Annotated in this window: 17 protein-coding genes and 1 riboswitch; of the genes, 9 read left to right on the forward strand and 8 right to left on the reverse strand. The window is 61.3% G+C overall.

Annotated features, from left to right (window positions below; all coding sequences use genetic code 11):
* Nucleotides 1-109: 109 nt before the first annotated feature.
* Entirely contained in the window at nucleotides 110-2,638 is a 2,529-nt protein-coding gene (locus Thiowin_RS09655) for a hybrid sensor histidine kinase/response regulator (RefSeq protein ID WP_328987516.1), read from the forward strand.
* 57 nt (nucleotides 2,639-2,695) lie between these two features.
* Here Thiowin_RS09655 and Thiowin_RS09660 read toward each other — a convergent pair whose 3' ends face one another.
* Nucleotides 2,696-4,813, reverse strand: a complete 2,118-nt coding sequence (locus tag Thiowin_RS09660) for a DUF4407 domain-containing protein (protein WP_328987517.1) — start codon at nucleotides 4,811-4,813, stop codon at nucleotides 2,696-2,698.
* Between the two features lie 287 nt (nucleotides 4,814-5,100).
* Here Thiowin_RS09660 and glpK point away from each other — a divergent pair, with 287 nt between their 5' ends.
* The 3 genes from glpK (at nucleotide 5,101) to Thiowin_RS09675 (ending at nucleotide 8,358) form a co-directional block, all read left to right on the forward strand.
* Entirely contained in the window at nucleotides 5,101-6,612 is a 1,512-nt protein-coding gene (gene glpK, locus Thiowin_RS09665; RefSeq protein WP_328987518.1) for a glycerol kinase GlpK, read from the forward strand.
* Nucleotides 6,602-6,793 (forward strand): hypothetical protein, encoded by a 192-nt coding sequence (locus tag Thiowin_RS09670; RefSeq protein ID WP_328987519.1) that lies wholly within the window; start codon nucleotides 6,602-6,604, stop codon nucleotides 6,791-6,793. The genes glpK and Thiowin_RS09670 overlap by 11 nt, the downstream gene beginning before the upstream one ends.
* A 161-nt stretch (nucleotides 6,794-6,954) precedes the next feature.
* Nucleotides 6,955-8,358, forward strand: coding sequence for an OmpP1/FadL family transporter (locus Thiowin_RS09675; protein WP_328987520.1), 1,404 nt, complete (start codon nucleotides 6,955-6,957; stop codon nucleotides 8,356-8,358).
* A gap of 113 nt (nucleotides 8,359-8,471) precedes the next feature.
* On the opposite strand, the gene Thiowin_RS09680 is transcribed toward Thiowin_RS09675, so the two are convergent.
* From Thiowin_RS09680 to Thiowin_RS09710, 7 genes are all read right to left on the reverse strand, one after another.
* Nucleotides 8,472-9,401 (reverse strand): exopolyphosphatase, encoded by a 930-nt coding sequence (locus Thiowin_RS09680; protein ID WP_328987521.1) that lies wholly within the window; start codon nucleotides 9,399-9,401, stop codon nucleotides 8,472-8,474.
* Between the two features lie 43 nt (nucleotides 9,402-9,444).
* On the reverse strand, nucleotides 9,445-12,162 hold the full coding sequence (locus tag Thiowin_RS09685; protein ID WP_328987522.1) for a cation-translocating P-type ATPase: 2,718 nt from the start codon (nucleotides 12,160-12,162) through the stop codon (nucleotides 9,445-9,447).
* Between the two features lie 231 nt (nucleotides 12,163-12,393).
* The gene (gene moaA / locus Thiowin_RS09690) at nucleotides 12,394-13,380 is read right to left on the reverse strand and encodes a GTP 3',8-cyclase MoaA (RefSeq protein WP_328987524.1); all 987 of its coding nucleotides are present in this window, start codon (nucleotides 13,378-13,380) and stop codon (nucleotides 12,394-12,396) included.
* Between the two features lie 80 nt (nucleotides 13,381-13,460).
* Nucleotides 13,461-14,027: a disulfide bond formation protein B gene (locus tag Thiowin_RS09695; protein WP_328987525.1), complete on the reverse strand. Its 567-nt coding sequence runs from the start codon at nucleotides 14,025-14,027 to the stop codon at nucleotides 13,461-13,463.
* Nucleotides 14,028-14,067: 40 nt separating this feature from the next.
* Nucleotides 14,068-14,721, reverse strand: a complete 654-nt coding sequence (locus Thiowin_RS09700; RefSeq protein ID WP_328987526.1) for a thiol:disulfide interchange protein DsbA/DsbL — start codon at nucleotides 14,719-14,721, stop codon at nucleotides 14,068-14,070.
* 293 nt (nucleotides 14,722-15,014) lie between these two features.
* The gene (locus Thiowin_RS09705; protein WP_328987527.1) at nucleotides 15,015-15,218 is read right to left on the reverse strand and encodes a P-loop NTPase family protein; all 204 of its coding nucleotides are present in this window, start codon (nucleotides 15,216-15,218) and stop codon (nucleotides 15,015-15,017) included.
* A 9-nt stretch (nucleotides 15,219-15,227) separates the two neighbouring features.
* Nucleotides 15,228-15,632 carry a TusE/DsrC/DsvC family sulfur relay protein gene (locus tag Thiowin_RS09710; RefSeq protein ID WP_328987528.1) on the reverse strand — a complete coding sequence of 135 codons (405 nt, stop codon included), beginning with the start codon at nucleotides 15,630-15,632 and terminating at the stop codon, nucleotides 15,228-15,230.
* 251 nt (nucleotides 15,633-15,883) lie between these two features.
* On the opposite strand from Thiowin_RS09710, the gene Thiowin_RS09715 reads away from it, so the two are divergent.
* From Thiowin_RS09715 to Thiowin_RS09735, 5 genes are all read left to right on the forward strand, one after another.
* On the forward strand, nucleotides 15,884-16,741 hold the full coding sequence (locus tag Thiowin_RS09715; protein ID WP_328988053.1) for a LysR family transcriptional regulator: 858 nt from the start codon (nucleotides 15,884-15,886) through the stop codon (nucleotides 16,739-16,741).
* 284 nt (nucleotides 16,742-17,025) lie between these two features.
* A complete protein-coding gene (locus Thiowin_RS09720; protein ID WP_328987530.1) occupies nucleotides 17,026-18,798 on the forward strand; it encodes an N-acetylglutaminylglutamine amidotransferase in 1,773 nt (590 codons plus the stop codon).
* A 245-nt stretch (nucleotides 18,799-19,043) separates the two neighbouring features.
* Nucleotides 19,044-19,350: riboswitch (cobalamin riboswitch) on the forward strand.
* Nucleotides 19,351-19,499: 149 nt separating this feature from the next.
* A complete protein-coding gene (btuB, locus tag Thiowin_RS09725; RefSeq protein WP_328987531.1) occupies nucleotides 19,500-21,374 on the forward strand; it encodes a TonB-dependent vitamin B12 receptor in 1,875 nt (624 codons plus the stop codon).
* 9 nt (nucleotides 21,375-21,383) lie between these two features.
* The gene (cobU, locus tag Thiowin_RS09730; RefSeq protein WP_328987532.1) at nucleotides 21,384-21,935 is read left to right on the forward strand and encodes a bifunctional adenosylcobinamide kinase/adenosylcobinamide-phosphate guanylyltransferase; all 552 of its coding nucleotides are present in this window, start codon (nucleotides 21,384-21,386) and stop codon (nucleotides 21,933-21,935) included.
* Nucleotides 21,932-22,612 (forward strand): histidine phosphatase family protein, encoded by a 681-nt coding sequence (locus Thiowin_RS09735; RefSeq protein WP_328987534.1) that lies wholly within the window; start codon nucleotides 21,932-21,934, stop codon nucleotides 22,610-22,612. The genes cobU and Thiowin_RS09735 overlap by 4 nt, the downstream gene beginning before the upstream one ends.
* Nucleotides 22,613-22,615 lie beyond the last annotated feature (3 nt).

Raw genomic sequence — 22,615 nt, forward strand, 5'->3', positions numbered from 1 at the left:
GCAAGCCAGGAGCAATCGCGCGCGGCGGGAAAGAAACACTGAGCTTGCAGGCTGATGATATCCGTTTGACCAAGACCCACTGCCGCTTCTGGATCAAGAATGAGTCTGGATGATGCCGTGCATCAAGCGCCTGTTGCTGATCGCCATGAGCTTGGGGCTCGCCAACCCCGGCGCGGCAAGCCTGCAAATGTCGGTCTCAAGCCCGTCACGACTGACGGATCAGGAACGCGCCTGGCTGGCCGCTGGTCATCGAGTTCGCGTGCGCATCAGCGACTATCCGCCCTATATGATGCGGGAGCCCCAACCGGCGGGCCTGGCGGTCGATTATCTCGACCATATCGCGCAACAATTCGGCTTGGATATCCAATACGTCCCCGCCACCATGACCTTTGGCGCGGCCGTGACCGATGTTGAAGGTCCGCGACGCCATTATGATGTGCTACCCACCTTTACGCGGACGCCTGAGCGGGAGAAACACTTCGCCATCACCGATGATTACCTGAACGCCCCTTGGGTAATTTTCACGCGCCAGGACAGCCCCTATCTGATTGGCTTGGAAAGTCTGGCGGGAAAAACGATCGCGGCGGAACAAGGTTTCTGGATCGTCGCGGAGATGAAGCGGGATATTCCCCGGATCAGCATCCTTGAAGTGCCCTTGGCTCTGGATGCGCTAACGGCCGTGGCCACGGGACAAGCCGATGCCTATGTCGGCAATCTGGCTGTCGGAGCTTTCCTCGTTAAGGAGCATCGGCTCAGGAACCTAATGGTAGCCGCACCGACGCATTTTGGCATCAATACCCAGGCGATGGCGGTGCGACGAGACTGGCCGGAACTGGCGAGCCTGATCAACAAAGGCATTGCCGCGATGACGGCCGATGATCGCAACATCATTCTTGGAAAGTGGATTCGTATCGAGATGCGGCCACAAAAGGACTATCGGCTGGCTTACAGCATCCTGGCGGCGGCTGCGCTTGCCGTCATCGCCTTCTTTTTCTGGAATCGGCGATTGGCACGAGAAATCGCGTTCAGACGGCGAGTCGAGTCCGAGTTGAAGCAAAAGAAAGCGGCCTTGCAGGAGCTGAATGCCACCCTGGAGCGGCGGTTGCAGGCCGCCGTGCAGGATCGCACCCGTGTCCTCAGCGAAGCAACGGCGCGCGCTCAGGAGAGCAGCCAATCCAAGTCGGCCTTTCTCTCGGCGGTGAGCCACGAACTGCGTTCGCCTTTGCACGACATTCTTGGCTACGCGCGCCTGCTCGCGCACCGGATACCGCCCCAGGCGCGCGATCAGTTAAACATCATCCATGACAGCGGTAATCAGCTGCTGCGGCTGATCAACGATATTCTGGAGTATAGCCGTGGCGAGGAAAAACCTATCGTGCTCGAACCCGGCCCCGTCTCGCTCGCCCGTTTGGCGCGCAACCTGGCTGCTGCCTACCAGCCACTCGCGACACGCACCAACAATGGCTTCATCGTCGAGCGCGATGCCGAGGGTCCGGACTGGGTGATAGCGGATGAGCTGCGACTGACCCAGATCCTGCGCAACCTCTTGGATAATGCCTTCAAGTTCACCCAAGATGGGCTGATCGAACTGGTCATCGAACCAGTCGTCAGGCAGGGCGAGTCGCTCGCGCTTGAAGGTATGGAGGCTGATTGGATGGAGGCTGATTGGATGAAGACAGGCGGGATGGAAATGGATGCCGCTGCCCTGGTCCGCTTCATTGTCAGGGATACCGGCGTCGGTATTCCGGTCTCGGAGCGACAGGCAATCTTTCAACCCTACCGGCGGCTCGAGCGCCACCGAGGCGTGCCGGGCGTCGGACTTGGACTCGCGATCGCAAGGCAACTGACGACCGCAATGGGCGGCAGCATCGGACTCCACGTTAGCTCGGCCCGGCATGCGGGGAGTACCTTTCATTTGCTCTTGCCTTTGCCCATTTGTACCGAGGTCGAGCAAGCTGCCGACGAGGAAGCGAATATCCTGGGTTACGCCGGGCGCCGGCGCACCTTGCTGATCGCCGATGACCAATCCACGAGTCGCGAATTCTTGGCGGAATGTTGTCGCGCTTGGGGCTTCGATGTCATCGAGGCGGTCGATGGCGCTCACGCGATCAAAGGTTTTCGGGCAATCGCGGGTTGCGTCGATGCGGTCTTGGTCGATCAATACATGCCCCATCTCGATGGCTGGGGATGCTTGCGGGCGCTGCGTTCATTGGAGCCTGGTCGCCATCTCCCGGTCATCCTCATCTCGGCTGGGCCAGCACGAAAGCCCGACGGCTATCCCGAAGACTTGGACTTTGACCAATTTGTCATGAAACCCCTTGGTGAGTCGACCTTGGCGCGTCTCTTGGGTGAATCCCTTGCGCTGGAATGGGAATACGCTGCCGAACCTCCGATGCTAGAAGAGCCAGAGCCAGAACCCGATCCCTTGACCCTAGCGCGGTTTCTCACTGACGAAGAACGCGGGCGCATGCAAGCCATGGTTGCCATGGGGCAGGTAGTTGCCCTGCTGCAATGGGCGGAGGCCATGGCTAGCCGGGATCTCGCGCGCGAGCTGATGTGGCAGGCCATCGCGCGCATGTGTCGAGCGGTCGATTTGCCTGCCCTCAAGCGTTTGGTTGCCGCGTCCGCTGATCATTGAGCGCCAATATCAGCCATTGATCGGTCATCCACCGCAGTGATGTGTTTCAGCTGTTGCTCAGGTCCGGTCGGCGACTGATTGGGTCCGAGCGGATTGTCTCGAGGGAGAAGGGTAGACGCTCGCGAGCAGCAGTGTGTCTAGCGCGGCGCGCTGGCTGTCGGCGCGGTGACGCAGTGTCAGCTCCGTGGCTTGGCTCTCTTTCAGTGCGCGGCGCAATTGCTCGGCTCCGAGTTCAAACACGCCAAGCTGAGCCTGTTGTTCCGTCAGTGCTTTTTGATCGGGTGCCAGTGACCGCTCGGCACGCCGGATGGCTGCTTGCAGCCGCGCCGCGCGCCGACCCAGGCGTCCAAAGCGGCCGAGCGCGCCGGTCGCGGCGCGCTGATCCTCCAGGGTCGCGAGATCGTCGCGCAATCTGTGCAACCTTGGCTGCTTGGCGCTGACCTCGGCCTCCAGGGTTGCAATCGACTGCTTGCTTGCGCTGATCGCGCGCTCGGTCTCGGCAAGTTCGCGCGCGAGTCCCAGCTGATGCTCATGCTGCGCCTCAAGCTCAGCGCGCAGATGTTCAAGCTCACTGTGCAGCGTCTGGATCTGTTCTTCGCGTTGCTCCCGCTCGGCCTGGATTCTGGCGGCGGCCTGCTGCTCGGTCTCGCGGGCGAGTTGGAGCTTGTCGCGCTCACGCAGTTGCTCGGTTTCATCGCCAAGGCGCGCGCGCATCTGCTCCAGACGCATCTCCAGCTCACGCTCACGCGCCGCGAACTCCGATTCGCGCTGGCGTTGTTCGAGCGCCAGCTGGCCATCGATTCCCTCGCGGCGGCGGCTGAGTAACTCGCGCTCATGCGCCTGGTCGGCATGCATGCGCGCCAGGCGCCTCTGGGCTTCGATCTTGGCGCGGTGAGTCGCGACAAAGGCCTCGGGGTCGCGCTGCCACTGCCGCCAAAGGCGTGCGAAGTCGCTGGGGGTCAGGCGCCGCGCCGGGTCGTCATGCTGTTCGAAACCAGGGATATCCGCGAGTCCGCCTTTGAGATACTGGGGATATTGGGTCTGGATGCTTTCGCTGTAATAGGTTTGCACCGCCCGTGGCTCGAACAACTTAAGCGCGATGAGGGAGAAAAACAGAATGCCGAGCGCGGCCTGGGCAAAGCCATCGACGGTCTCGAAATGCGGGACGCCTTTTTCGGCGGGACTCTCGCGCAGCGCATTCAGCCCCTTGGATCGCGCCGCGAAGGTGAGTGCTGGCGGTGCGGCCGGCGGTTGCTCGGCTTCGACCTCGGTGGTGATGCGCCCCAGCAGGGCTTGTTGTTGCGTTCTTAATTCGGTTAGGGCGTCATTGAGGGTATCAAGCCGCTGTTGCAGCGCGTCGATACTAGCGTCGATGGGCGCCATGCGTTCGCTCAGTTCAGCGCGCTTGCTAGCCAGGGTATCCGCCAGTTGATCCGCGCGCTCCGTCCACTTGCGCGCCTCAGGGCCATATCCTTCCCGTCGACCATCGCGCCCAAGCACTTCGTCCCCCACGCGCCTGCGCGCCTCGGCCAGGTCTTGCGTCAGCACTTGCACTTCCGGCTGATACTCGGCGCTCAGCCGTTCCCGACGTGCGCGCTCGTCCTCAAGCGTCTGACGGGTTGCGCTGATTTGTTGCTCCAAATCCTGAATGCGGGCGGGGTAGCCAGCGCCCTCCTGGGCGGCGCGGGCCTCGACTTGCTCCCTGAGTTCACCAGCACGCTGGTCAAAATACTGCTCAACCCGCGCCTGATGCCAGGCGGCGATATCATCGGCGCGGATGAGCTTCTCGATAAAAGGCGCGGTGACATAGAGTGAGATGGCCACAATTGCGACACGCGCCAGTAGACCGATGAGCCAGCGTAGCATGGGGCCTGCCGCTCTCAACCTTGCCTTGCCGGGATGGGCATTCAGGCTGGGCTTCTCGGACATAATGAGCGAGCTGTCGAGGATCCAGATCACCGCGAATAGCAGAGCAAACAGAAAGAGGCCGACGGGCGGCCCCAGCCAGGCGCTGGCCGCTGGTACCATCGAGAAACCCACGGCACCCCAGACAAAGCCCTCGATACTGGCCATTAAAAAAATCAGCACGCGCGCTGAACCTATCCAGGCCGCTGCCGCGGGCGTTAGCAGCGAGTCTCCATAGGGTTTTAGCCGCAGGTAATCGATAAGGCGCATGATCAGGCTCAATCGCGATACATGTTGAGCCTTCATACTACAGCGATAAAAGCTTTGAATCCAATTGAATAATTTGATTTTTTTATTCTGAAGGATGAGACCTTGGGAGTGATTGGACAACTTCTTGGCGAAATCCCGAACAGCGCATGACGCTTGGTTATCCGGCACTTCGGCTTGCTGACGCCAGGATTTTCTTGCCATGAGGACTGAGCAATCGCCCGGGGTGGAGCACAGGGAAGGGGTTTAGCCTTCAGTGTTTAGAGTGGAACCACCAATGGAGAGACAGCATGAAAGACGGGGTTATCCTCTCGATCGATCAGGGCACCACCGGCTCTACGGCGCTGCTGTTCGACCATGCCGGGCAGATCCGCGCGCGCGCCTACTCGGAATTCAGCCAGCATTACCCCAAGCCGGGCTGGGTGGAGCACGATGCCGAGGAGATTATTCTGGTCACCATGAAGGTGATCGCCGAGGCCTTGCGTACCGGCGGCATCCTGGCCAACGACATCCAGGCCATTGGTATCACCAATCAGCGTGAGACGGTGGTGCTGTGGGAGCGCGCCAGCGGCAAACCCATTGGTCGCGCCATTGTCTGGCAGGATAGACGCACGGCGGATACCTGTGCCGAGCTCAAGGCCGAGGGCCACACCGAGTTGTTCCAGCGCAAGACCGGCCTGGTGATCGACCCCTATTTTTCCGCTACCAAGGTCAAATGGATGCTTGACAACACGCCCGGCCTTCGTAAACGCGCCGAGCGCGGGGAGATCTGCTTCGGCACCATCGATTCCTGGCTGGTGTTTCGCCTCACCGGCGGCAAGCGCCATCTCACCGATTATTCCAACGCCTCGCGTACCCTGCTCTACAACATCCGCGAGCTGTGTTGGGACCAAGAGCTGCTCGCGCTCTTGGAGATCCCCGCCAAGATGCTGCCCGAGGTTCGGCCGTCCTCGGAGGTCCATGGCGAGACCGATCCGCAGATGTTCTTTGGCACCCGGGGTATTCCCCTTGCCGGCATCGCCGGCGATCAGCAGGCGGCGCTCTTCGGGCAGGCCTGCTACCAGCGCGGCATGGCCAAGAACACCTATGGCACTGGCTCTTTCGTGCTGATGAACACTGGCACCGATGCGGTGGTCAGCCAGGAGCAACTGCTGACCACCATCGCTTGGGGCCTGGGTGACCAGCCGGTCGAATACGCACTGGAAGGCGCCATTTTCGTCACCGGCGCGGCGGTGCAATGGCTACGCGATGGCTTAGGCATGATCGAGCACGCCAGCGAGACACGCGAGCTGGCGCGCTCAGTGCCCGAGAACGAGGATGTCTACTTCGTGCCAGCCCTGGCTGGGCTGGGCGCCCCGCACTGGGACCCCTATGCACGCGGACTGCTGATTGGCCTCACCCGTGGCACCAGCCGCGGCCATGTCGCGCGCGCGGTGCTGGAGAGCATGGCCTATCAGACGCGCGATGTAATCGAGGCCATGGAGCGTGACTCCGGCATCACCCTCAAGGAACTGCGCTGCGACGGCGGCGCCTCGGTGAATTCCGTGCTGATGCAGTTCCAGTCCGACATCCTCGGCGTGAAGGTGGAGGTGCCGAGCATCATCGAGACCACCGCGCTTGGCGCCGCCTATCTGGCCGGTCTCGCGGTCGGTTTCTGGGAGAGCCGTGATGAGATCGCGAACCAATGGGACCTGGACGTGCGCTATCACCCGCGCATCGACGAGGCCAAGCGCGAGAAGTTGTTCAAGCGCTGGCATCGCGCGGTGGAGCTGGCCAAAGGTTGGGCGAAGGATGAAGCATGAAGTGTACTTGGTGGTGCCGCGCGAGCATATCCAGCAGGCGGAGGGGCGGTTGCTTGCCTGCGAGATGCTCTTCGGCGACCAGACACAGGCGCGCCATGATGAATATTTCCGTGTTGAGCGCGAGATTGCGACTCACTCGGGTCACCATGGCGATAATCGAATACTTGAGTTTTTTCATTGACAATTCTCGACGCAAGCCCGAATACAGCCTATGATGACGGCCGGGTTACGGCCTGCTCTTGGAGCACCACTCGCTTCCAACGTAGGCATGTACCTGAGTATTAAAGAAAACGGAAGGTCACTGCAGAAGTTTCACTGCCTTAAGAGGAGCAATACAAGAGCATGAAGTCTAAAACACTTGCTGCCGCCATCACTGTTGCCTGTTCGGTGCTCGTACCGTCAATCGCTCAGGCCACCAATGGCTATTTTTCACACGGCTACGGCACCAAGAACAAGGGCATGGCCGGCGCGGGTACCGCGCTGCCCCAAGATGCGATGATCTCCGCTGTCAATGTCGCGGGCGTCGTCTGGGTTGATCGACGCATGGATGTGGGTCTGACGCTCTTCAGCCCGCACCGGGAATATACCCAGAGATCCTCGACTAACAACTTCCCGCCCGCGGCTATCGCTGGTGGCATGGCACCGCCTTGGCCAGTTCCCGTGGGCAGCAACCCGGACTTTACCGGGACAGTCGACAGCGAAGAAAATTTCTTCCTGATTCCACATTTTGCCTATGCACACCCGCTTGATGATAGCAGTGCTCTGGGGGTCTCTCTCTACGGCAACGGGGGCATGAACACCAGCTATGATCGCAAAGATACCACCGCATTGCCCGGCACACCGGGTGCGACAGGTCTTGGGACCTATGGCGGCGCCATGGCAACCCCCGCGGCGGCCTCGACGGGTGTCGACCTCTCACAGCTTGCGCTCAATCTAAATTACTCGCGCAAACTGACCGATGATTTCTCCCTTGGTGGCGGACTGATCCTGTCCTATCAGCGTTTCAAAGCTCGGGGACTAACCCCCTTTGGCATGCTGGTGAGCGATGGCAACCCGGATAACCTCAGCAACAAAGGCTATGAGGGTGTCTTTGGTTGGGGCGCTCAAATAGGCGCGTTGTGGAAAGTCAATGAACAGTTTTCAATTGGCGCCGCCTACCAGACCAAGATTGATTTCGAGCCCTTCGACGATTACTCCGATCTATTTGCCGGCAAGGGCGATCTGGACGCTCCAGCCTTTGTCAATGTTGGCCTAGCCTTCAAGCCGCGGCAGGACATCACCCTTGCCTTCGATATTCAGCATATCTGGTACAGCGATGTCGACGCCCTTGGCAACAATACCACCTCGAATCTCAGTCTTTGCCTGGCGGGGCAGACGCAGCACTGCCTTGGCGCCAACGATGGCCCTGGGTTCGGCTGGGAAGACATGACGGTCTATAAGTTCGGAGTCCAGTGGGACTACAAGCCCGATCTCACCTTCCGTGCTGGCTATAGCTACGGCGAGCAACCCGTCCCCTCGGAAAGTGTGTTATTCAATGTGCTGGCTCCGGCGGTGATCGAACAGCATTTCACGCTGGGCTTGACCAAGCAGATCGGCAAGAACATGGAACTTAACTTTGCCGGCATGTACGCACCCAAAAACGACGTTGATTGTGGCTGTTCGCTGCCGTTCTCCGGCGGTGCCGACTCAATCAATATCGCCATGAGCCAGTGGGAACTCGAAATGAGCGTCGGGCTGCGCTTCTGATCTCGCTCGACGCGGCACCAATTCTGCGTCCGTCCAGTCGCCGATCACCAGCAAGGCCATCGGCGTTCTGGCGTTTCCCCCCCGTTCCGCGCGCATGAGACTCACCCAAGGTATCAACCGTCCGCATTAATGCGCGCGATCAATTCCTGCAGAACAATCTCAGCGCGTTCAGTGTCGATCTGACAGGTTCCGGCCGCCTGATGCCCGCCGCCGCCATAGGCAAGCATCAGCTCGCCGACATTGGTATTGGAACTCCGATCAAAGATGGATTTGCCCGTGGCCAGCACCGTATTCTGCTGCTTTAGCCCCCACATCACGTGAATTGAGATGTTGCACTGGGGGAAAAGTGCATAAATCATGAAGCGATTGCCGGCCCAGATAGTCTCTTCGCCGCGCAGGTCGAGCACCACCAGGTTGCCGTGCACGGTCGCGCAGCGCTGAATTTGTTCTTTGAACCTGGGCTCCTGCTCAAAATACAAATCGACTCGCTCGCGTACGTCGGGCAGGGCGAGGATTTCATCAATGCCGTGATTTTTGCAGTAGTCGATCAGATCCATCATGAGCGCGTAATTGGAGATGCGGAACTCCCTGAAGCGTCCCAGACCGGTGCGCGCGTCCATCAGGAAATTCAGTAGCACCCAGCCTTGAGGATGTAGCACTTCATCGCGCTCGAACTGGGCTGCGTCGCCTTTGTCGACCGCCGCCATCATCTCGTCCCAGGCAACGGGAAAGGCGTCGTGGCCGCCATAATGGCGCCAGACCACGCGCGCTGCCGAAGGCGCGTCCGGGTCGATGATGTGGTTGTCGCGCTTTTCGTTGCGCAGTGTTTCGGACAGGTGATGGTCGAAGGCCAGATGCACGCCCTCGACATAGGGCAGGTTGGTGGTGATGTCTTGATTGGTGATCTCGATTTTGCCGTCTTGCATATCCTTGGGATGGACGAACTTGATGTCGTCAATCAAATCCAGATGCTTGAGCAGGACCGCGCAGACCAGACCATCGAAATCGCTGCGGGTGACGAGACGAAAGGATTGTTGTGACATTGAGACTTCTCCGGCTGTCGTGGGGGATATGTTAAAAATTCGGCTAAAACCGCGAACGCAGGCGTTTCCATGCCTGGCGCAGATACTTGTCGGCCTCGATTGCCAGCAGGCTGGGCAGGAAGCACAGTAGGATCAGCGGCCACCACAGGATGGGAAAATCGGCCGTCTTGAACCAGCTTGAGGTCGCTGGTGCGAAGGTTGGAATCAGCCGGATGGCGATGCTAAGGCCCACGCCGGCGAGCAGCCACTTGTTGCTGTAAGGGCTGAAGCTGAACACCGATTGGTCGATGGAACGCGCCGAGAAGACATAGCCAAAATGCGCGAACAAAATGGCCCAGAAGGCGGCCGTTTGCGCCTGGGTCAGTAGCAGCGGATCGACCAGTTCGCCGTTGACCAGGGCGGGAGAGCCAAAAAAGTAATAGATGCCGAAGCCGGGCAGGGAGATGGCGATGCCGAGCAGGATGACGCGCTGAATAAAGAGTCCATCGATGATGTTGGCCTTGGCGTCGCGCGGCGGATGCGACAGCAGACCGCGTTCCTTGGGTTCCATCATCAGCGGCAGGGTCAGCAGCAGGGAATCGAGCAGGTTGATCCACAAAATCTGAATGGGCTCAAGTACAAAGCGCTCGCCAAACAGAGGCACATAAGCGGCCAAAATGATCGCGCCCATGATCAGCAGTGCCTGGGCGGCATTGGTCGGCAGGGTATAGAGAATGGCCTTTTGCAGGTTCTTCCAGGCATGGCGGCCTTCCTCGACGGCGGTGACGATGGTGGCGAAATTATCATCGGCCAGCACCATGTCGGCGGCCTGACGCGCCACCTCGGTGCCTTCCTTGCCCATGGCCACGCCGATGTCGGCCTGCTTGAGTGCCGGCGCGTCATTGACACCATCGCCGGTCATGGCCACCACATGGCCATTGGCCTGGAAGGCGGCGGCGATTTGCTGCTTGTGCTCGGGCGCGACCCGGGCGAAGACCGAGACGGCTTCGACCTCCCGGCGCAGTTGCTCCGGGTCCATGTCATTGAGGTCGGTCCCAGCCAGGACTCGGTCCGCTGGAATGCCAAGCTGAGCGGCCACCGCCTGGGCGGTCAGGGGGTGGTCGCCGGTGACCATGACGGTGCGAATGCCCGCTGACTTGCAGTTGGCCACCGCCTGTTTCGCGCTTTCCTTGGGCGGGTCGATCATGCCCTGTAGGCCGGCGAAGCAGAGGTCGTGCAGATCCTCGTGTAGCAGATCGGCATGATCGTTCGGCACTCGCTTGAAGGCGAAGCCCAGGGTGCGCAGCGCCTGGCGGGCGAAGGTTCTGGCCGCCTCAAGATAGGCCTCGCGGTTGAGATGGGTCTCGCTCCCATCGGCGTCCGTGGCGCTGGCGCACATCTCCAACAGAATCTCCGGCGCGCCTTTAACAAAGAGATAGCGCTCGCCCTGATAGTCGGCCAGCACCGCCATGTATTTGGTGGTCGAATCGAAGGGGATCTCCTCGACGCGCTGCTGGCGGTCCTTGTTGAGACCCGCCTTGGCCCCGGAGATCAGCAGGGCGATCTCGGTCGGGTCGCCGATGCTGTGGCCTTCGTCGTTGAGATGGGCGTTGTTGCAGAAAAAGCCGATCTCCAGCAGTCGGCGCAGTGCCGGATGGGCGGCCGCGTCAATGGGCGCGCCGTCCTGGGAGAACTGGCCGTGCAGGTCGTAGCCAACACCCGAGACCCCAAAGGCCTGCCCGGCGGCGAAGACATCGGTCACAGTCATGCGGTTTTCGGTCAGGGTGCCGGTTTTGTCCGAGCAGATCACCGAGGTCGCCCCAAGGGTTTCGGCGGCTGGCAAATTGGCGACAATGGCGTTCTTGGCTGCCATGGCGTTGCCGGACTTGGCCAGCACCGCGGTGACCAGCGCCGGGAGCATCTCCGGAATGGCGGCCACCACCAGGGAAATGGCGCCAAGCAGGCTGTAGGAAATCTCGTAGCCGAGGTAGATGCCAACGACAAAGTTGACCGCGCCAATGCTCATGATGGCGATGATCAGCGTTTTGATGAAGCGCGCGAGCTTGCGTTGCAAGGGGGTGGAATGGGCTGCCGCGGCCTTGACCATGCCGGCGATCTCGCCAAAGATCGTTTTGTCGCCGATCTCCACCACTACCGCCTTGGCGGTGCCCTGGGTCAGGTAGGTGCCGGAAAAGCCCATGTTTTTCTGGTCCCCGGGGACCACCTGATCGCCTTCGATGGGCGTGGTGGTTTTGGTCACGGGCACGGATTCGCCGGTCAGGGAGGATTCATCGACCTGCGCATTGTGCAAACGGATAAAGCGCACATCGGCAGGAATTTTGTCGCCGCCTTCCAGTTCGATAATGTCGCCGGGCACTAGCTGTTTTGACGGGATGCGCACCAGGCCCTGATCGCGCAGCACCATGCACTCGGGCACCATCATCGACTTAAGTGCCTCAATGGCGTTCTCGGCCTTACCCTCCAGATAAAAGCCGACACAGGCATTGAGCACCACCACCGAGAGAATCACCATGGTGTCCGGCAGCAAATGGGCGCCAAAGAGCGTCAGCAGGCCGGTGACCATGGCCGTGGCCAGCAGAATCAGCGACATGGGGTCCTTGAATTGTTTCAGGAACCGCTCCCAGGCGGGCGTCTTGCGCACGCTGATGGCGTTTTCGCCATGGATGGCCTGGCGTTTGGTCGCCTCGTCCGATGACAGGCCCTGGTCGTTGGTCTCTAGGGTGGATAGGACGTCTTCTGGTGGTAGTTGGTACCAAAGCACCTGTGCAATCTCCTGACAATGGCTGAAGGCTGAATCCTGCGTACCGCAGGCGCAGCGATGTGCGAGCTATCTGCAAATAACCTCAAATGGTAACTGATATGCCCCATCCTATCGCGCGCCGCTGGATTCCGTTTGGGAGTGCCGACTCTCTTGCAACGGGCGCTTCCAGGCAGCCCGATCGCCACGCCAAGCGCAGCTGCTGCATTCAGAATACTGGAGCCTTGCCGCGGCTTAGCCGCCGGTCATGCTCATGACGCGGACAATCTTCCCAGGCTGTTCGTTGAAGTTGTGGTGCTCGGGCTTGAGGGCAATCGCCTGGCGGATCAGTTCGCGCAGTTCGGTTTCGCCAAGACCGGCGCGCAAGTGCTCGCGCACCGGCAGACTGTGTTCCTGACCAAGACACAGATAGAGCGTGCCATCGACAGCCAATCGCACCCTGTTGCAGGTGGCGCAAAAGTGACGCGACAGGGGGGTGATGAAGCCAATACGAGTTTCGGTGGTGCCGACGCGATAGTAACGCGCCGGACCCCCGCCCGGCAGAATATCCGGGATCAGCTCGAACTGCCGCGCGAGGCGTCGTTTGATCGGCTCCAGGCTTCCAAGGGCGCCGGCAACCCTTTGTCCGCTTGGACCCAGCGGCATGGTCTCGATCAAGCGCAGTGTGAAGCCGTGGCTCGCGCAGTAGTCGAGGATGTCCTCGATCTCGTCATCGTTCACCCCCGGCATGACCACGGTATTGACCCGGATCGGCTGCATGCCTGCTTCAGCCGCCGCCGCGATGCCGCGCAACACCTGACAAAGATCGCCGCCGGTGATTTGGCGAAACACCTTGGCCCGCAGGCTGTCGAGGCTGACATTCAGGCGTCGGACCCCGGCATCGGCCAGCGCGCGGGCTTGCTCGGCCATTTGGGTGCAATTGCTGGATAAAGACAGATCATCCAGACCGGGCAGGGCAGACAGACGCGCGGCCAGGTCAGGCAGCATGCGGCGCATCAAGGGCTCGCCCCCAGTCAAGCGTACCCGACGGACGCCGAGGGTGGTAAAAGCCCCCACCACCCGGACGATCTCATCGAAGCTGAGCCAGTTGGCCGGTTTCTCGAAGCCCTTGAAGCCCTTGGGCAGACAGTAGCCGCAGCGCAGGTCGCAGCGGTCGGTCACTGACAGGCGCAGGTAGTCGATGCGGCGGCCAAAGGGATCGGTCAGTGAAAGGTGGTCCATTCGCGTGATTTCTCGGCAGTGGTTCGCTAATCACTTCTCGGGGCGGCCCCAGGCTCCAAAAGGGTTTTTGCGGCTGGCGCTCAGGCGTTTTGGCGCTCAGGCTTGTTGGCGCTCGGCAGCCTGTCCAAGCCCTCTTGACTGGGGCGCCAGCCGCGCCACAGCGCCCAAATGCCGGCGGCCAATGCCGCGCCGAAGACCACAAAGGCCAGGTTGGCCAGCGACAGGCCGAGAATCACCAACTCGGTATCCTCGCAGAAGCCGCTGGCGAGAAAGAGCGCGGGCATCTGCTGGCCAAGCCACTCCACCAGTCGTTCGATTGGGCCGGGTGGACCACCGATGCAGGAGATGGTATCGACCGGCTGCCATTGCAGCCAGCTTTGGTAGGCCGCCACGCCACTGCCGAGCGCGGCGAGGGCGAGAAACAGCAGCGCGCTTGCGCGTGCCACGAAGCGCCGCCAGTCCGGCCGCCACAGCGCGGCGGTCAGGGTCGCCAGCAACGCCAGCAGCATGAAGAGAGTGCGCTCGAAAATGCACAAATGGCAGGGGTCCAGATCCAGCCAGGGGGTCAGCACCAGGCTGGCCAGCGCGGTGGCGGCCGTGATCAGGGCCAGGAGTATCCAGACAGGGCGAGGCGCAAGCCGGATCATTGGACTCTCAGCCCCTGCTGGGCGGCATGCGACAACCAGCTCAAGGCCGTGCCTCTCGCGCTCGCGCAATCAGTGCATCGGCGCGTTGCAGCAATTCAGAGTAATCGCGGACGCCTTCATTGAGTACTACATAGCGTCCATCGATGATGATGCGCGGGACTGCGTCTATGGCCATGCGCTGCTCCAGATCGCGTCCCTTGCCTAGCGCCAATTCGACCGCGAAGCTGTTGAATGTTTTCTCGAACGCCTGGGCGTCCTGCCCCTGTGCCTCGACCCAGGCAAAAATCGCCTTGTCGGTGAACAGCCGCTTGCGCTCAATGCCGATGGCATCGAAGGCGGCTTGATCCAGCGCGTCGATCAGTTCATCGAGTTCCAGGCTGTAATAGAGTCGCGCGAGGTTTGCCCAGGCCGCGCGCCCAAAGGTGACTGGCACACGGCGGAAGCTCACATCCTCGGGCAACTCCGCTGCCCAGTCTTTCAGCAAGGGGTTGAGCTGGCCGCAGTGCGGGCAGCCGTAGGAGAAAAATTCCAGCACCTCGATTGTCTCGGAATCATCGCCCTTGACGGGCGTTTCCAAGGGGATCCAGTCACGCCCCTCGACCAGATTATCGGCGGTGCCGGCGAGCGGCCACAATGTGGAAAAAAGCAGCGCCAGCAGGCTGGCATGAAACAGGCGACGGTTGATCGGTATCATGGACTTGTTTCTTATCAGTGATCAGGAGAGGAAGAGGTTGAGCCGTTAGCAGGCCAGGGAAAGCTTGTCCGCTGATCCTACCCCATACTGTAGCAATGATTGCTCGTTAAGCGGGAGGGCTGAGCGCCACTTTGAGCATAATGGGGGTGATAATTAGCCGGATCAGCGGCCAGTCGCGCCGCGGGATCACAACTGAATCGACGCTGGCCCAGGTCCGCGGTTCGCTCGGGCTTTGCGTTAAGCCGCGCTTAATCTGCCGCGCGATGTTTTATTCGATAACCTGATTCCAGTGGTCACGCGCCGCGATAGCGGCCCACCACCTCTGAGCGAACGCCTGTGCCGCGGTTCTCGATGGCCTCGAGTGCAGCGCGCAGCGCTGGTAACGCTGGCTGGGTAACAATGAGGGGTTCTTGGCTGGAGGCCAGGCTGCTGCCGGAGTCGGCGGGTAGATCATGGCGCGGGCCGCGCCTTCCATGTTGGATATGATCGGAACCCATTGTCCATGCTCAAGCGTCGAGCCGGCACCCGCTTGCTTTATCCAGGCGCGGGAGTCCGGCGAGTCGGTGCCCCTGCTCACGGAGTCCGCCGCCCGGGAACAGTCCCGGGAACCAGCGCGGCTGTCCCGACACTCGCGGCCAGTAAGCACGAAAATGCAGGATGGTATCGAGATCGCAACAGCCAGCGGGAATACGCTGGCCCTGAAAGCAGCCGCGCAAATAATAGATTACCGCCCAGTGTCTGGGTGTCAGCCTCAGACCTTCACGCGCGGCCAGGGCATGTGTGAAGGCCTCGGACCAGTCCTCTGGATTCAGCAGATAACCGTCCTGATCAGTGGGCGCCATCGCAGTGCCGCCGGAGGCCTTCGGGGCGTTAAACGGGCCAGCCTTGGCGGATAAATTGCGTGCGGACATGGTGAACCTCCCGAACCGAACGGCTGGAACAACGCCCCTTCAAGGTCGTGCCAGTTTGAGCTGGGCCATGCGTTGGTGTGTGCCGGCGTGGGCGGGGTGCCGGGTGAAAACAGAGGGTGCGGCGACCAATACTCGGCAATTCTGGCTTAAACAGACCTTTACAAAGGTCAAGTGTAGGTGCCAAATTGAAAAAAGAATAACGGAATTTATCGTCGGTTATGATCGCAATTTTCGATCAATTGCGAATTGCCATGGATATCGACCAGATCAAGACTTTTCTAGCCGTCGCTGCGCATGGCCGCTTTCTGCAAGCCGCTGAGCGCCTGCATGTTACCCAGTCGACGGTGAGTGCGCGCATCGGCAATCTTGAGCGGGTATTGGGTGCGCGGCTGTTCGTGCGTAATCGTCAGGGCGCGACCCTGACACCTGCCGGGCAACGATTTGTGCGCCACGCCAAGACCCTGATGCTGACCTTCGAGCAGGCGCGGCACGAGGTGGGTCTGCCGAGCCGCTTTCGCGCCAGCCTGACTGTCGGCGCGCGCATCGCGCTCTGGGATGACTGGCTGCCACGCTGGGCAAGGAGGCTGGGGGAGATGGCGCCGGATGTCTCGCTGAATACCGAGATTGGCTTCGAGGACGAGCTCATGCGGCGCGTCGTTGCCGGCACCCTCGATTTGGCACTGATGTACGGCCCACGTCAGGGTGCCGGACTGCGGGTGGAGCCTTTGTTTGACGAGCAGTTGATTTTGGTCGGGCGCGAACCTGTCACGGCGGCGCTTGATGACGACTACATCTACGTCGACTGGGGGCCTACCTTCTACGCCCAGCATCGGCGCGCCTATCCCGAGATGGAACGCCCGGCGCGAACCGCCAACATCGGCTGGCTGGCACTGCAACTGATCCTCTCGAGCGGTGGTAGCTGTTTCGTGCCTGATCGGGTGGCAATGCCCTATCTGCGCACCGGGCGCCTGCGCCAAATTCCCGGTAGCCCACAACTGCGTCTGCCGGCCTATGTGGTCTATGCGGACGATAGCGCATCGGCGGAGCGCGACCTGGCACTAGCACTGCTGCGCGAGATGACTGACACGGCGAGCGGATTCGTGGATTGAGCGACAGGGAGTCTCGTCACGCAGCTTGACAGATGCCTTCGGCGGTCAGCCCGATGAGCGGGATGACCATAGATTGATGGTGAGATTTCCGCCAAGCGGCAAGATCTCAATGCCTATCTCTTGGCCTTGAAGCCCGCTGCGCATCAGAGAGCCTATTCATTGTTTACCGCGGAGAGGGAGGTTAAGCTGGAAGTTGCAGTTTTGCCAGGCTGGCGTCCTTGGTCGAGATGTCTTTGGCGCCGAGGCAGAGTTGACCTGAACCAAGCTTAGGAGGCTGATCGACTGTGTGCGGAATCTGTGGCGAATTGCGTTTTGATGGCGCCCCGGCGGAGCTTGGCCGCATCACGCGCATGATGGAAAAGCTCGTGCCGCGCGGGCCGGATCATGGCGGCAGCTATAGCGATGGCGCCATGGCCTTTGGGCATCGGCGCCTGGCCATTATTGATTTGTCGGTGCGCGCCAATCAGCCCATGGTGGATCAGCGCCTGGGGCTCGCGCTGGTGTTCAACGGCACCATTTACAATTATCCCGAATTGCGCGGGGAATTGCGCGCGCTGGGCTATGACTTCTTCTCCGACGGCGATACCGAGGTCATTCTCAAGGCCTGGCAGGCCTGGGGCGAGGACTGTGTCGCACGCTTTGATGGCATGTTCGCCTTCGCGCTTTGGGATGCCAACCGCCGGGTGCTTTTTTTGGCCCGTGATCGGTTTGGCATCAAGCCGCTGTATTGGACGCGCGATGACCGAAGTTTTCGCTTTGCCTCCAGCAGCCAGTCGTTGTTGGCCGGTGGCGCCTTCGATACCAGCATCGATCCGGTCGCGCTGCATCATCTGTTTACCCTGCATGCGGTGGTACCGGCACCTCGCACCGTCCTCAAAGGTCTGCGCAAGGTCGAACCGGCGCATTGGCTGCGCATCGATGCCGGTGGCAGCGAGCAGGGTGGCTGCTACTGGCGACTGAATGCCACCCGCGAACCGGTTGCCCGCTCGGAGTCCGACTGGGTTGATGCCGTGCACGAGCGGCTCATGCAGTCGGTGCGCAAGCGCCTGGAAATCGCCGATGTGCCGGTCGGGGTCCTGCTCTCCGGCGGGCTCGACTCCAGCCTGCTGGTGGCGCTGCTCGCCGAGGCCGGGGCGCGGGATCTGATGACCTTCTCGGTCGGCTTTGAGGACACTCCGGAAGAAGCCGGCAGCGAGTTCCTCTATTCCGATCAGGTGGTCGCGCGCTATGACACTCGCCATCATCGCTTTTTGGTGCCGAACGATGAAGTTCTGCGCCGTCTGCCCGAGGCGGTGGATGCCATGGCCGAACCCATGTTCGGCCAGGACGCCGTGGCCTTTTTTCTGCTCGCCGAGCAGGTCTCGCGCGAGATTAAAGTGGTGCAGTCGGGGCAGGGCGCCGATGAGGTGTTCGGTGGCTATTTCTGGTATCCACGCATTGCCACCGAGACTGCAGGCACGCCGGTCGAGCGGTTGCGCCAGCACTATTTCGACCGCGATCATGCCGAGTATCTGCGCCTGGTGAGCGCGGCCTACGCGGGTGCCGACCACACCGAGGCGCTGCTGGCCGAACGCCTGGCCGAACCCGATGCCGATGACATCATCGACGCCGTGCTGCGCCTGGATGTGACCACCCTGATCGTGGATGATCCCGTCAAACGGGTGGATAACATGACCATGGCCTGGGGGTTGGAGGCGCGGGTGCCTTTTCTGGATCATCATCTGGTCGAATTGGCCGCGCGTTGTCCACCGGAACTGAAACTGCGCGAGGGTGGCAAGCATTTACTCAAGGGTGTCGCGCGCGGTCGACTGCCGGATGCGGTCATCGACCGGCCCAAGGGCTATTTTCCCATGCCGGCGCTCAAATATGTGCGTGGAGATTTTCTGGATTTCATGCGCGATATTCTCAATTCCCAGGCCTGCCGCGAGCGCGGACTCTATCAGCGGAGCATGGTCGCTGAACTGCTGGCCGCGCCAGACCAGCACCACACTCGCATCCAGGGCAGCAAATTGTGGCAACTGGCGCTGCTTGAGTATTGGCTGCAGCGGCATCTCTGACCGGTTTGGTTGCGAGTTCCAAGGCTAGTTTCGCCTGCCAGCAATTCTAAATTTGGGCGTCTCATTAAGCGCAAATATGGCTTCTAGCCCAATCATGGCGCGTCAGGTTTGAGCGTCTACTGATAACGGCTAACAATCTGGCACTGGAAAGCGATAGTTGGATTTACGATTCGCTCGCTCGCGCGCATTTGACCCATTTGTTCCCAGGGCTTAGGCTAAACCCCTATTGACGCTAGGTGATTCGCACTCTTTTACTCGGGTTTGGCCTCTCGACTGGGCTTGCCCTGGGTGCGGATTGAAACGGGAAGCCGGTTCAGCGGTGATTGTTGCCAGCCAAGAATCACCGCGAGTCCGGCGCTGCCCCCGCAACGGTAGGCGAGTCGTGATCGCGACAGATGTCACTGTGGTTGACCGGGCCCGGTTTCGATGGGGCCCGGTCGCACCATGGGAAGGCGTTGCGATCCGGATGCCACTGGCCAATGATCTTCTTGCATCATTGCCACTGGTTTCCAACTCGCGAGCCCGGAGACCGGCCTGCGTCTGCTGTGCGGCGTTGCGGAGGGCAGCGGCCGGGGCAGGCCGCGTCGCGCGCATTCCGTGATGCTGGTCCCCCGTCTTGTGTCTCGTCCTCGGCGATCGCCGAATCTTGCCATCGGGCACAACAGCATCCGCGGGTGAGCGGGTGCGGGACGACGACCATCATGACCCATCGACTTGCGGGCTTTCCGCGGTCCGCCGCCCTAACAATGGGGCTGCTCACTGCCGCCCTGTTTTCCTCGCTCGCGCTGGCGGCTGTGGAGGATGTGACCAACCTTGATCCCATTGTGGTGACCGCGACACGGATGCCGGAAACCACGGGGCAGATGCTCTCTTCCGTGAGCGTCATTGAGCGGGCCGAGATCGAGCGCCGGCAGGCGGGCATCCTAACCGATATTCTGCGCGGCCTGCCAGGTGTGGCCATCAGCCGTTCTGGCGGACCTGGACAGCCCACCTCGGTGTTTTTGCGCGGCACTGAATCGGACCATACGCTGGTGTTGATTGACGGGGTCAAGATCGGCTCCGCCACCCTTGGCACTGTCCCCTGGCAAAATATCCCGGTGGAGCAGATTGAGCGCATCGAGGTGGTGCGCGGGCCGCGCTCGAGCCTCTATGGCTCCGAGGCCATCGGTGGGGTGATTCAGATTTTTACCCGCAAGGGTGGCGGCGCGGCCGAGCCGCTCAAGGCCAGAGTGACCGCTGGTGCCGGCAGCTATCAGTCGGTTGAAGGGCATCTCGGGCTCTCGGGCAGCACCGATCGTGCCTGGTTCGATGCGGGCCTGGGCTTTGAACGCACGGACGGCTTCAACGCCTGCTCCGGAGAGCCCAATGTCGGCGGCTGCTTTGTCGATGAGCCGGATCCTGACGGCTATCGCAACGACAATGGCGCGCTCAGGGCGGGTTACCGGTTTTCCGATCAGCTGGAGGCGGATGTGCATGTTCTGCGCGCCGCCAGCGACACCGACTATGACGGCAGTGCCTTTGCCGGCAATGCCAGCAAGGGTGTGTTGCAGGTCGCCGGTATCAATCTGACCCTGCAAGCCTCGGAGCATTGGTCAAGCAAGCTCTCACTGGCGCGGTCGTGGGATGACTCCACGATTTATTTCGACGACGATGAGATCAATCGCTACGATACGCGCCGCGACAGCCTGAGCTGGCTGAATACGCTGAGCCTGAGCGCCGGGCAGCAGCTCGGCCTGGGGCTGGATTACCAGTATGACCTGGTCGACACGCAACCTCGCTATGAAAGGGATAGCCGGCGCAATCTTGGGGTGTTTGGCGAATATCTGATCACACTTGGGCCGCAAGACTGGCAGCTTAGTCTGCGCCATGACGACAATGAGCAGTTCGGCGGCCATACTACGGGAAGTGTTGGCTGGGGCTATCGGTTGCCAAACCGCTTGCGGCTGACAGCCTCCCTTGGCACAGCCTTCAAGGCGCCCACCTTCAACGAACTCTATTATCCCGGCTTTGGCAATCCCGATCTGGAACCGGAAACCGCCCGCAGCGGTGAACTGGGTCTCAGCGGTCCGCATCCCTGGGGCGATTGGGGCTTGAGCCTCTATCAGACGGATATCGAGGATCTAATCGCCTTCGATGCCACCACTTTTGCCCCGGCCAATCTGGATTCGGCTCGCATTCGCGGCATCGAGTTGTGGTCGGTGGCGCGCATCGCCGACTGGGATCTGGACGCCAATCTGACGCTGCTCGATCCGCGCAATACCTCCAGCGGGGCGGACAATGACAAACTGCTTGCCCGCCGACCCGAGCAAAGCCTGCGCTTGGATGCCGACCGCCGCTTTGGTCGGGTCGGTATCGGCGGTACTCTGACGCTGGAAGGACGTCGCTATGATGACTTTGCCAATCAGATTCGGCTCGATGGTTTCGCGCTACTGGATTTGCGTGCGGAATACGCTTTCAGTCGCGCTCTTGTGATCCAGGGGAGGGTGGAAAATCTCTTTAACCAGGACTATGAAACCGCTGCTTTCTATAATCAGCCCGGGCGGAGCTTCTTCGTCACCCTGCGCTATGCGCCTTGACCCACGCCAATGACGGCGGAACGTATTCTAATCCTCGGCGGCGTGCGCTCCGGCAAAAGCCGGCTGGCGGAGCGACTGGCGCGAGGGCGCGGCTGGCCCGTGACTTACCTGGCCACGGCGACCCCAGGCGAGGATGCGGAAATGCGCGCGCGCATCGCGGTCCATCGCGGGCGGCGCCCGGCCGACTGGGCCTTGATCGAAGAGCCGCTGTATCTGGCCTCGGCCTTGCGCGCGGCCACCGGCCCAGAATGCTGCGTGCTGGTTGAGTGCCTGACCCTGTGGCTGGCCAATCTGCTGTGGGCAGGGGATGAACGCCTGCTGGAGCGCGAACTGGCCGAGTTGCGCGCGCTCTTGCCAGACTTGCCCGGCCAGGTCATCTTTGTCGGCAACGAGACCAACCAGGGCATTATTCCAGTCGATGCCCTGGCCCGGCGGTATTGCGATCTGGCTGGTGAACTGCATCAGGACATCGCCCGCCACTGCCAGCGTGCATTACTGTGCGTGGCCGGCCTGCCGCTGGTGCTCAAGGGACCACCGCTGGCCGGAATGGAGGGCGAATGAGCGGGCGCCTGGTCGATGTGCTGCGCCACGGGGAGGTTCAGGGCGGTCCCTGCTTTCGCGGTCGGCGCGATGATCCGCTGACCGCGCTTGGCTGGCGCCAGATGCGCGAGGCACTGGCGGCCCTGGCCGAAGGTCAGGGTGCCTGCTGGGATGCGGTGATCTGTTCCCCGGCGACCCGCTGCCAGGCCTTCGCGCAAGACTTCGCCAGCGCGCGCGGGCTGCCGCTGATGATCCATCCGGCCTTGGCCGAGCGCGATTTTGGTGCCTGGGAGGGACTGCGCGCGAGCGAAATTCCGCTCGCCGAGCTATCGGCCTTCTGGGCGGATCCCCAGGCCTTCGATCCGCCGGAGGCCGAGCCTTTCGCCGCTTTTCGCCGCCGTGTGGCCGATGCCTGGCGGCGATTGAGCGCGGCGGCCCCGGTCCCGGCCCCTAATCAGGGTCAGGGTCAGGGTCAGGGTCAGGATCAGGCTGACTCGGCACAAAACACTGGCCAGCACAGGCTCATCATTACCCACGGCGGCGTGATTCGTATCCTGCTGGGAGAAATTCTGGGCTTGGCGGATAGCTCCCTGCTGCTGCTGGAAGTGCCGCCGGCTGGCATCACCCGCATTCGGCTGCACGAGGGGGGCGGCCGGCCAAGTCTGGTCGCGCATCTGCCGCCGGCGCCATATCGGTGAGGA

Origin of the sequence: Thiorhodovibrio winogradskyi (assembly GCF_036208045.1) — a bacterium.
GTDB classification, from domain to species: domain Bacteria; phylum Pseudomonadota; class Gammaproteobacteria; order Chromatiales; family Chromatiaceae; genus Thiorhodovibrio; species Thiorhodovibrio winogradskyi.

Bases quoted from the DNA above. Each gene is read 5' to 3' on its own strand.
- cobU (WP_328987532.1), top strand. From the start codon at position 21,384: ATGACGGCGGAACGTATTCTAATCCTCGGCGGCGTGCGCTCCGGCAAA.
- Thiowin_RS09670 (WP_328987519.1), top strand. From the start codon at position 6,602: ATGAAGCATGAAGTGTACTTGGTGGTGCCGCGCGAGCATATCCAGCAG.
- glpK (WP_328987518.1), top strand. From the start codon at position 5,101: ATGAAAGACGGGGTTATCCTCTCGATCGATCAGGGCACCACCGGCTCT.
- Thiowin_RS09705 (WP_328987527.1), bottom strand. From the start codon at position 15,218: ATGGGTTCCGATCATATCCAACATGGAAGGCGCGGCCCGCGCCATGAT.
- Thiowin_RS09675 (WP_328987520.1), top strand. From the start codon at position 6,955: ATGAAGTCTAAAACACTTGCTGCCGCCATCACTGTTGCCTGTTCGGTG.
- Thiowin_RS09710 (WP_328987528.1), bottom strand. From the start codon at position 15,632: ATGTCCGCACGCAATTTATCCGCCAAGGCTGGCCCGTTTAACGCCCCG.
- Thiowin_RS09715 (WP_328988053.1), top strand. From the start codon at position 15,884: ATGGATATCGACCAGATCAAGACTTTTCTAGCCGTCGCTGCGCATGGC.
- moaA (WP_328987524.1), bottom strand. From the start codon at position 13,380: ATGGACCACCTTTCACTGACCGATCCCTTTGGCCGCCGCATCGACTAC.
- Thiowin_RS09655 (WP_328987516.1), top strand. From the start codon at position 110: ATGATGCCGTGCATCAAGCGCCTGTTGCTGATCGCCATGAGCTTGGGG.
- Thiowin_RS09700 (WP_328987526.1), bottom strand. From the start codon at position 14,721: ATGATACCGATCAACCGTCGCCTGTTTCATGCCAGCCTGCTGGCGCTG.
- Thiowin_RS09660 (WP_328987517.1), bottom strand. From the start codon at position 4,813: ATGCGCCTTATCGATTACCTGCGGCTAAAACCCTATGGAGACTCGCTG.
- Thiowin_RS09735 (WP_328987534.1), top strand. From the start codon at position 21,932: ATGAGCGGGCGCCTGGTCGATGTGCTGCGCCACGGGGAGGTTCAGGGC.
- Thiowin_RS09680 (WP_328987521.1), bottom strand. From the start codon at position 9,401: ATGTCACAACAATCCTTTCGTCTCGTCACCCGCAGCGATTTCGATGGT.
- btuB (WP_328987531.1), top strand. From the start codon at position 19,500: ATGACCCATCGACTTGCGGGCTTTCCGCGGTCCGCCGCCCTAACAATG.
- Thiowin_RS09695 (WP_328987525.1), bottom strand. From the start codon at position 14,027: ATGATCCGGCTTGCGCCTCGCCCTGTCTGGATACTCCTGGCCCTGATC.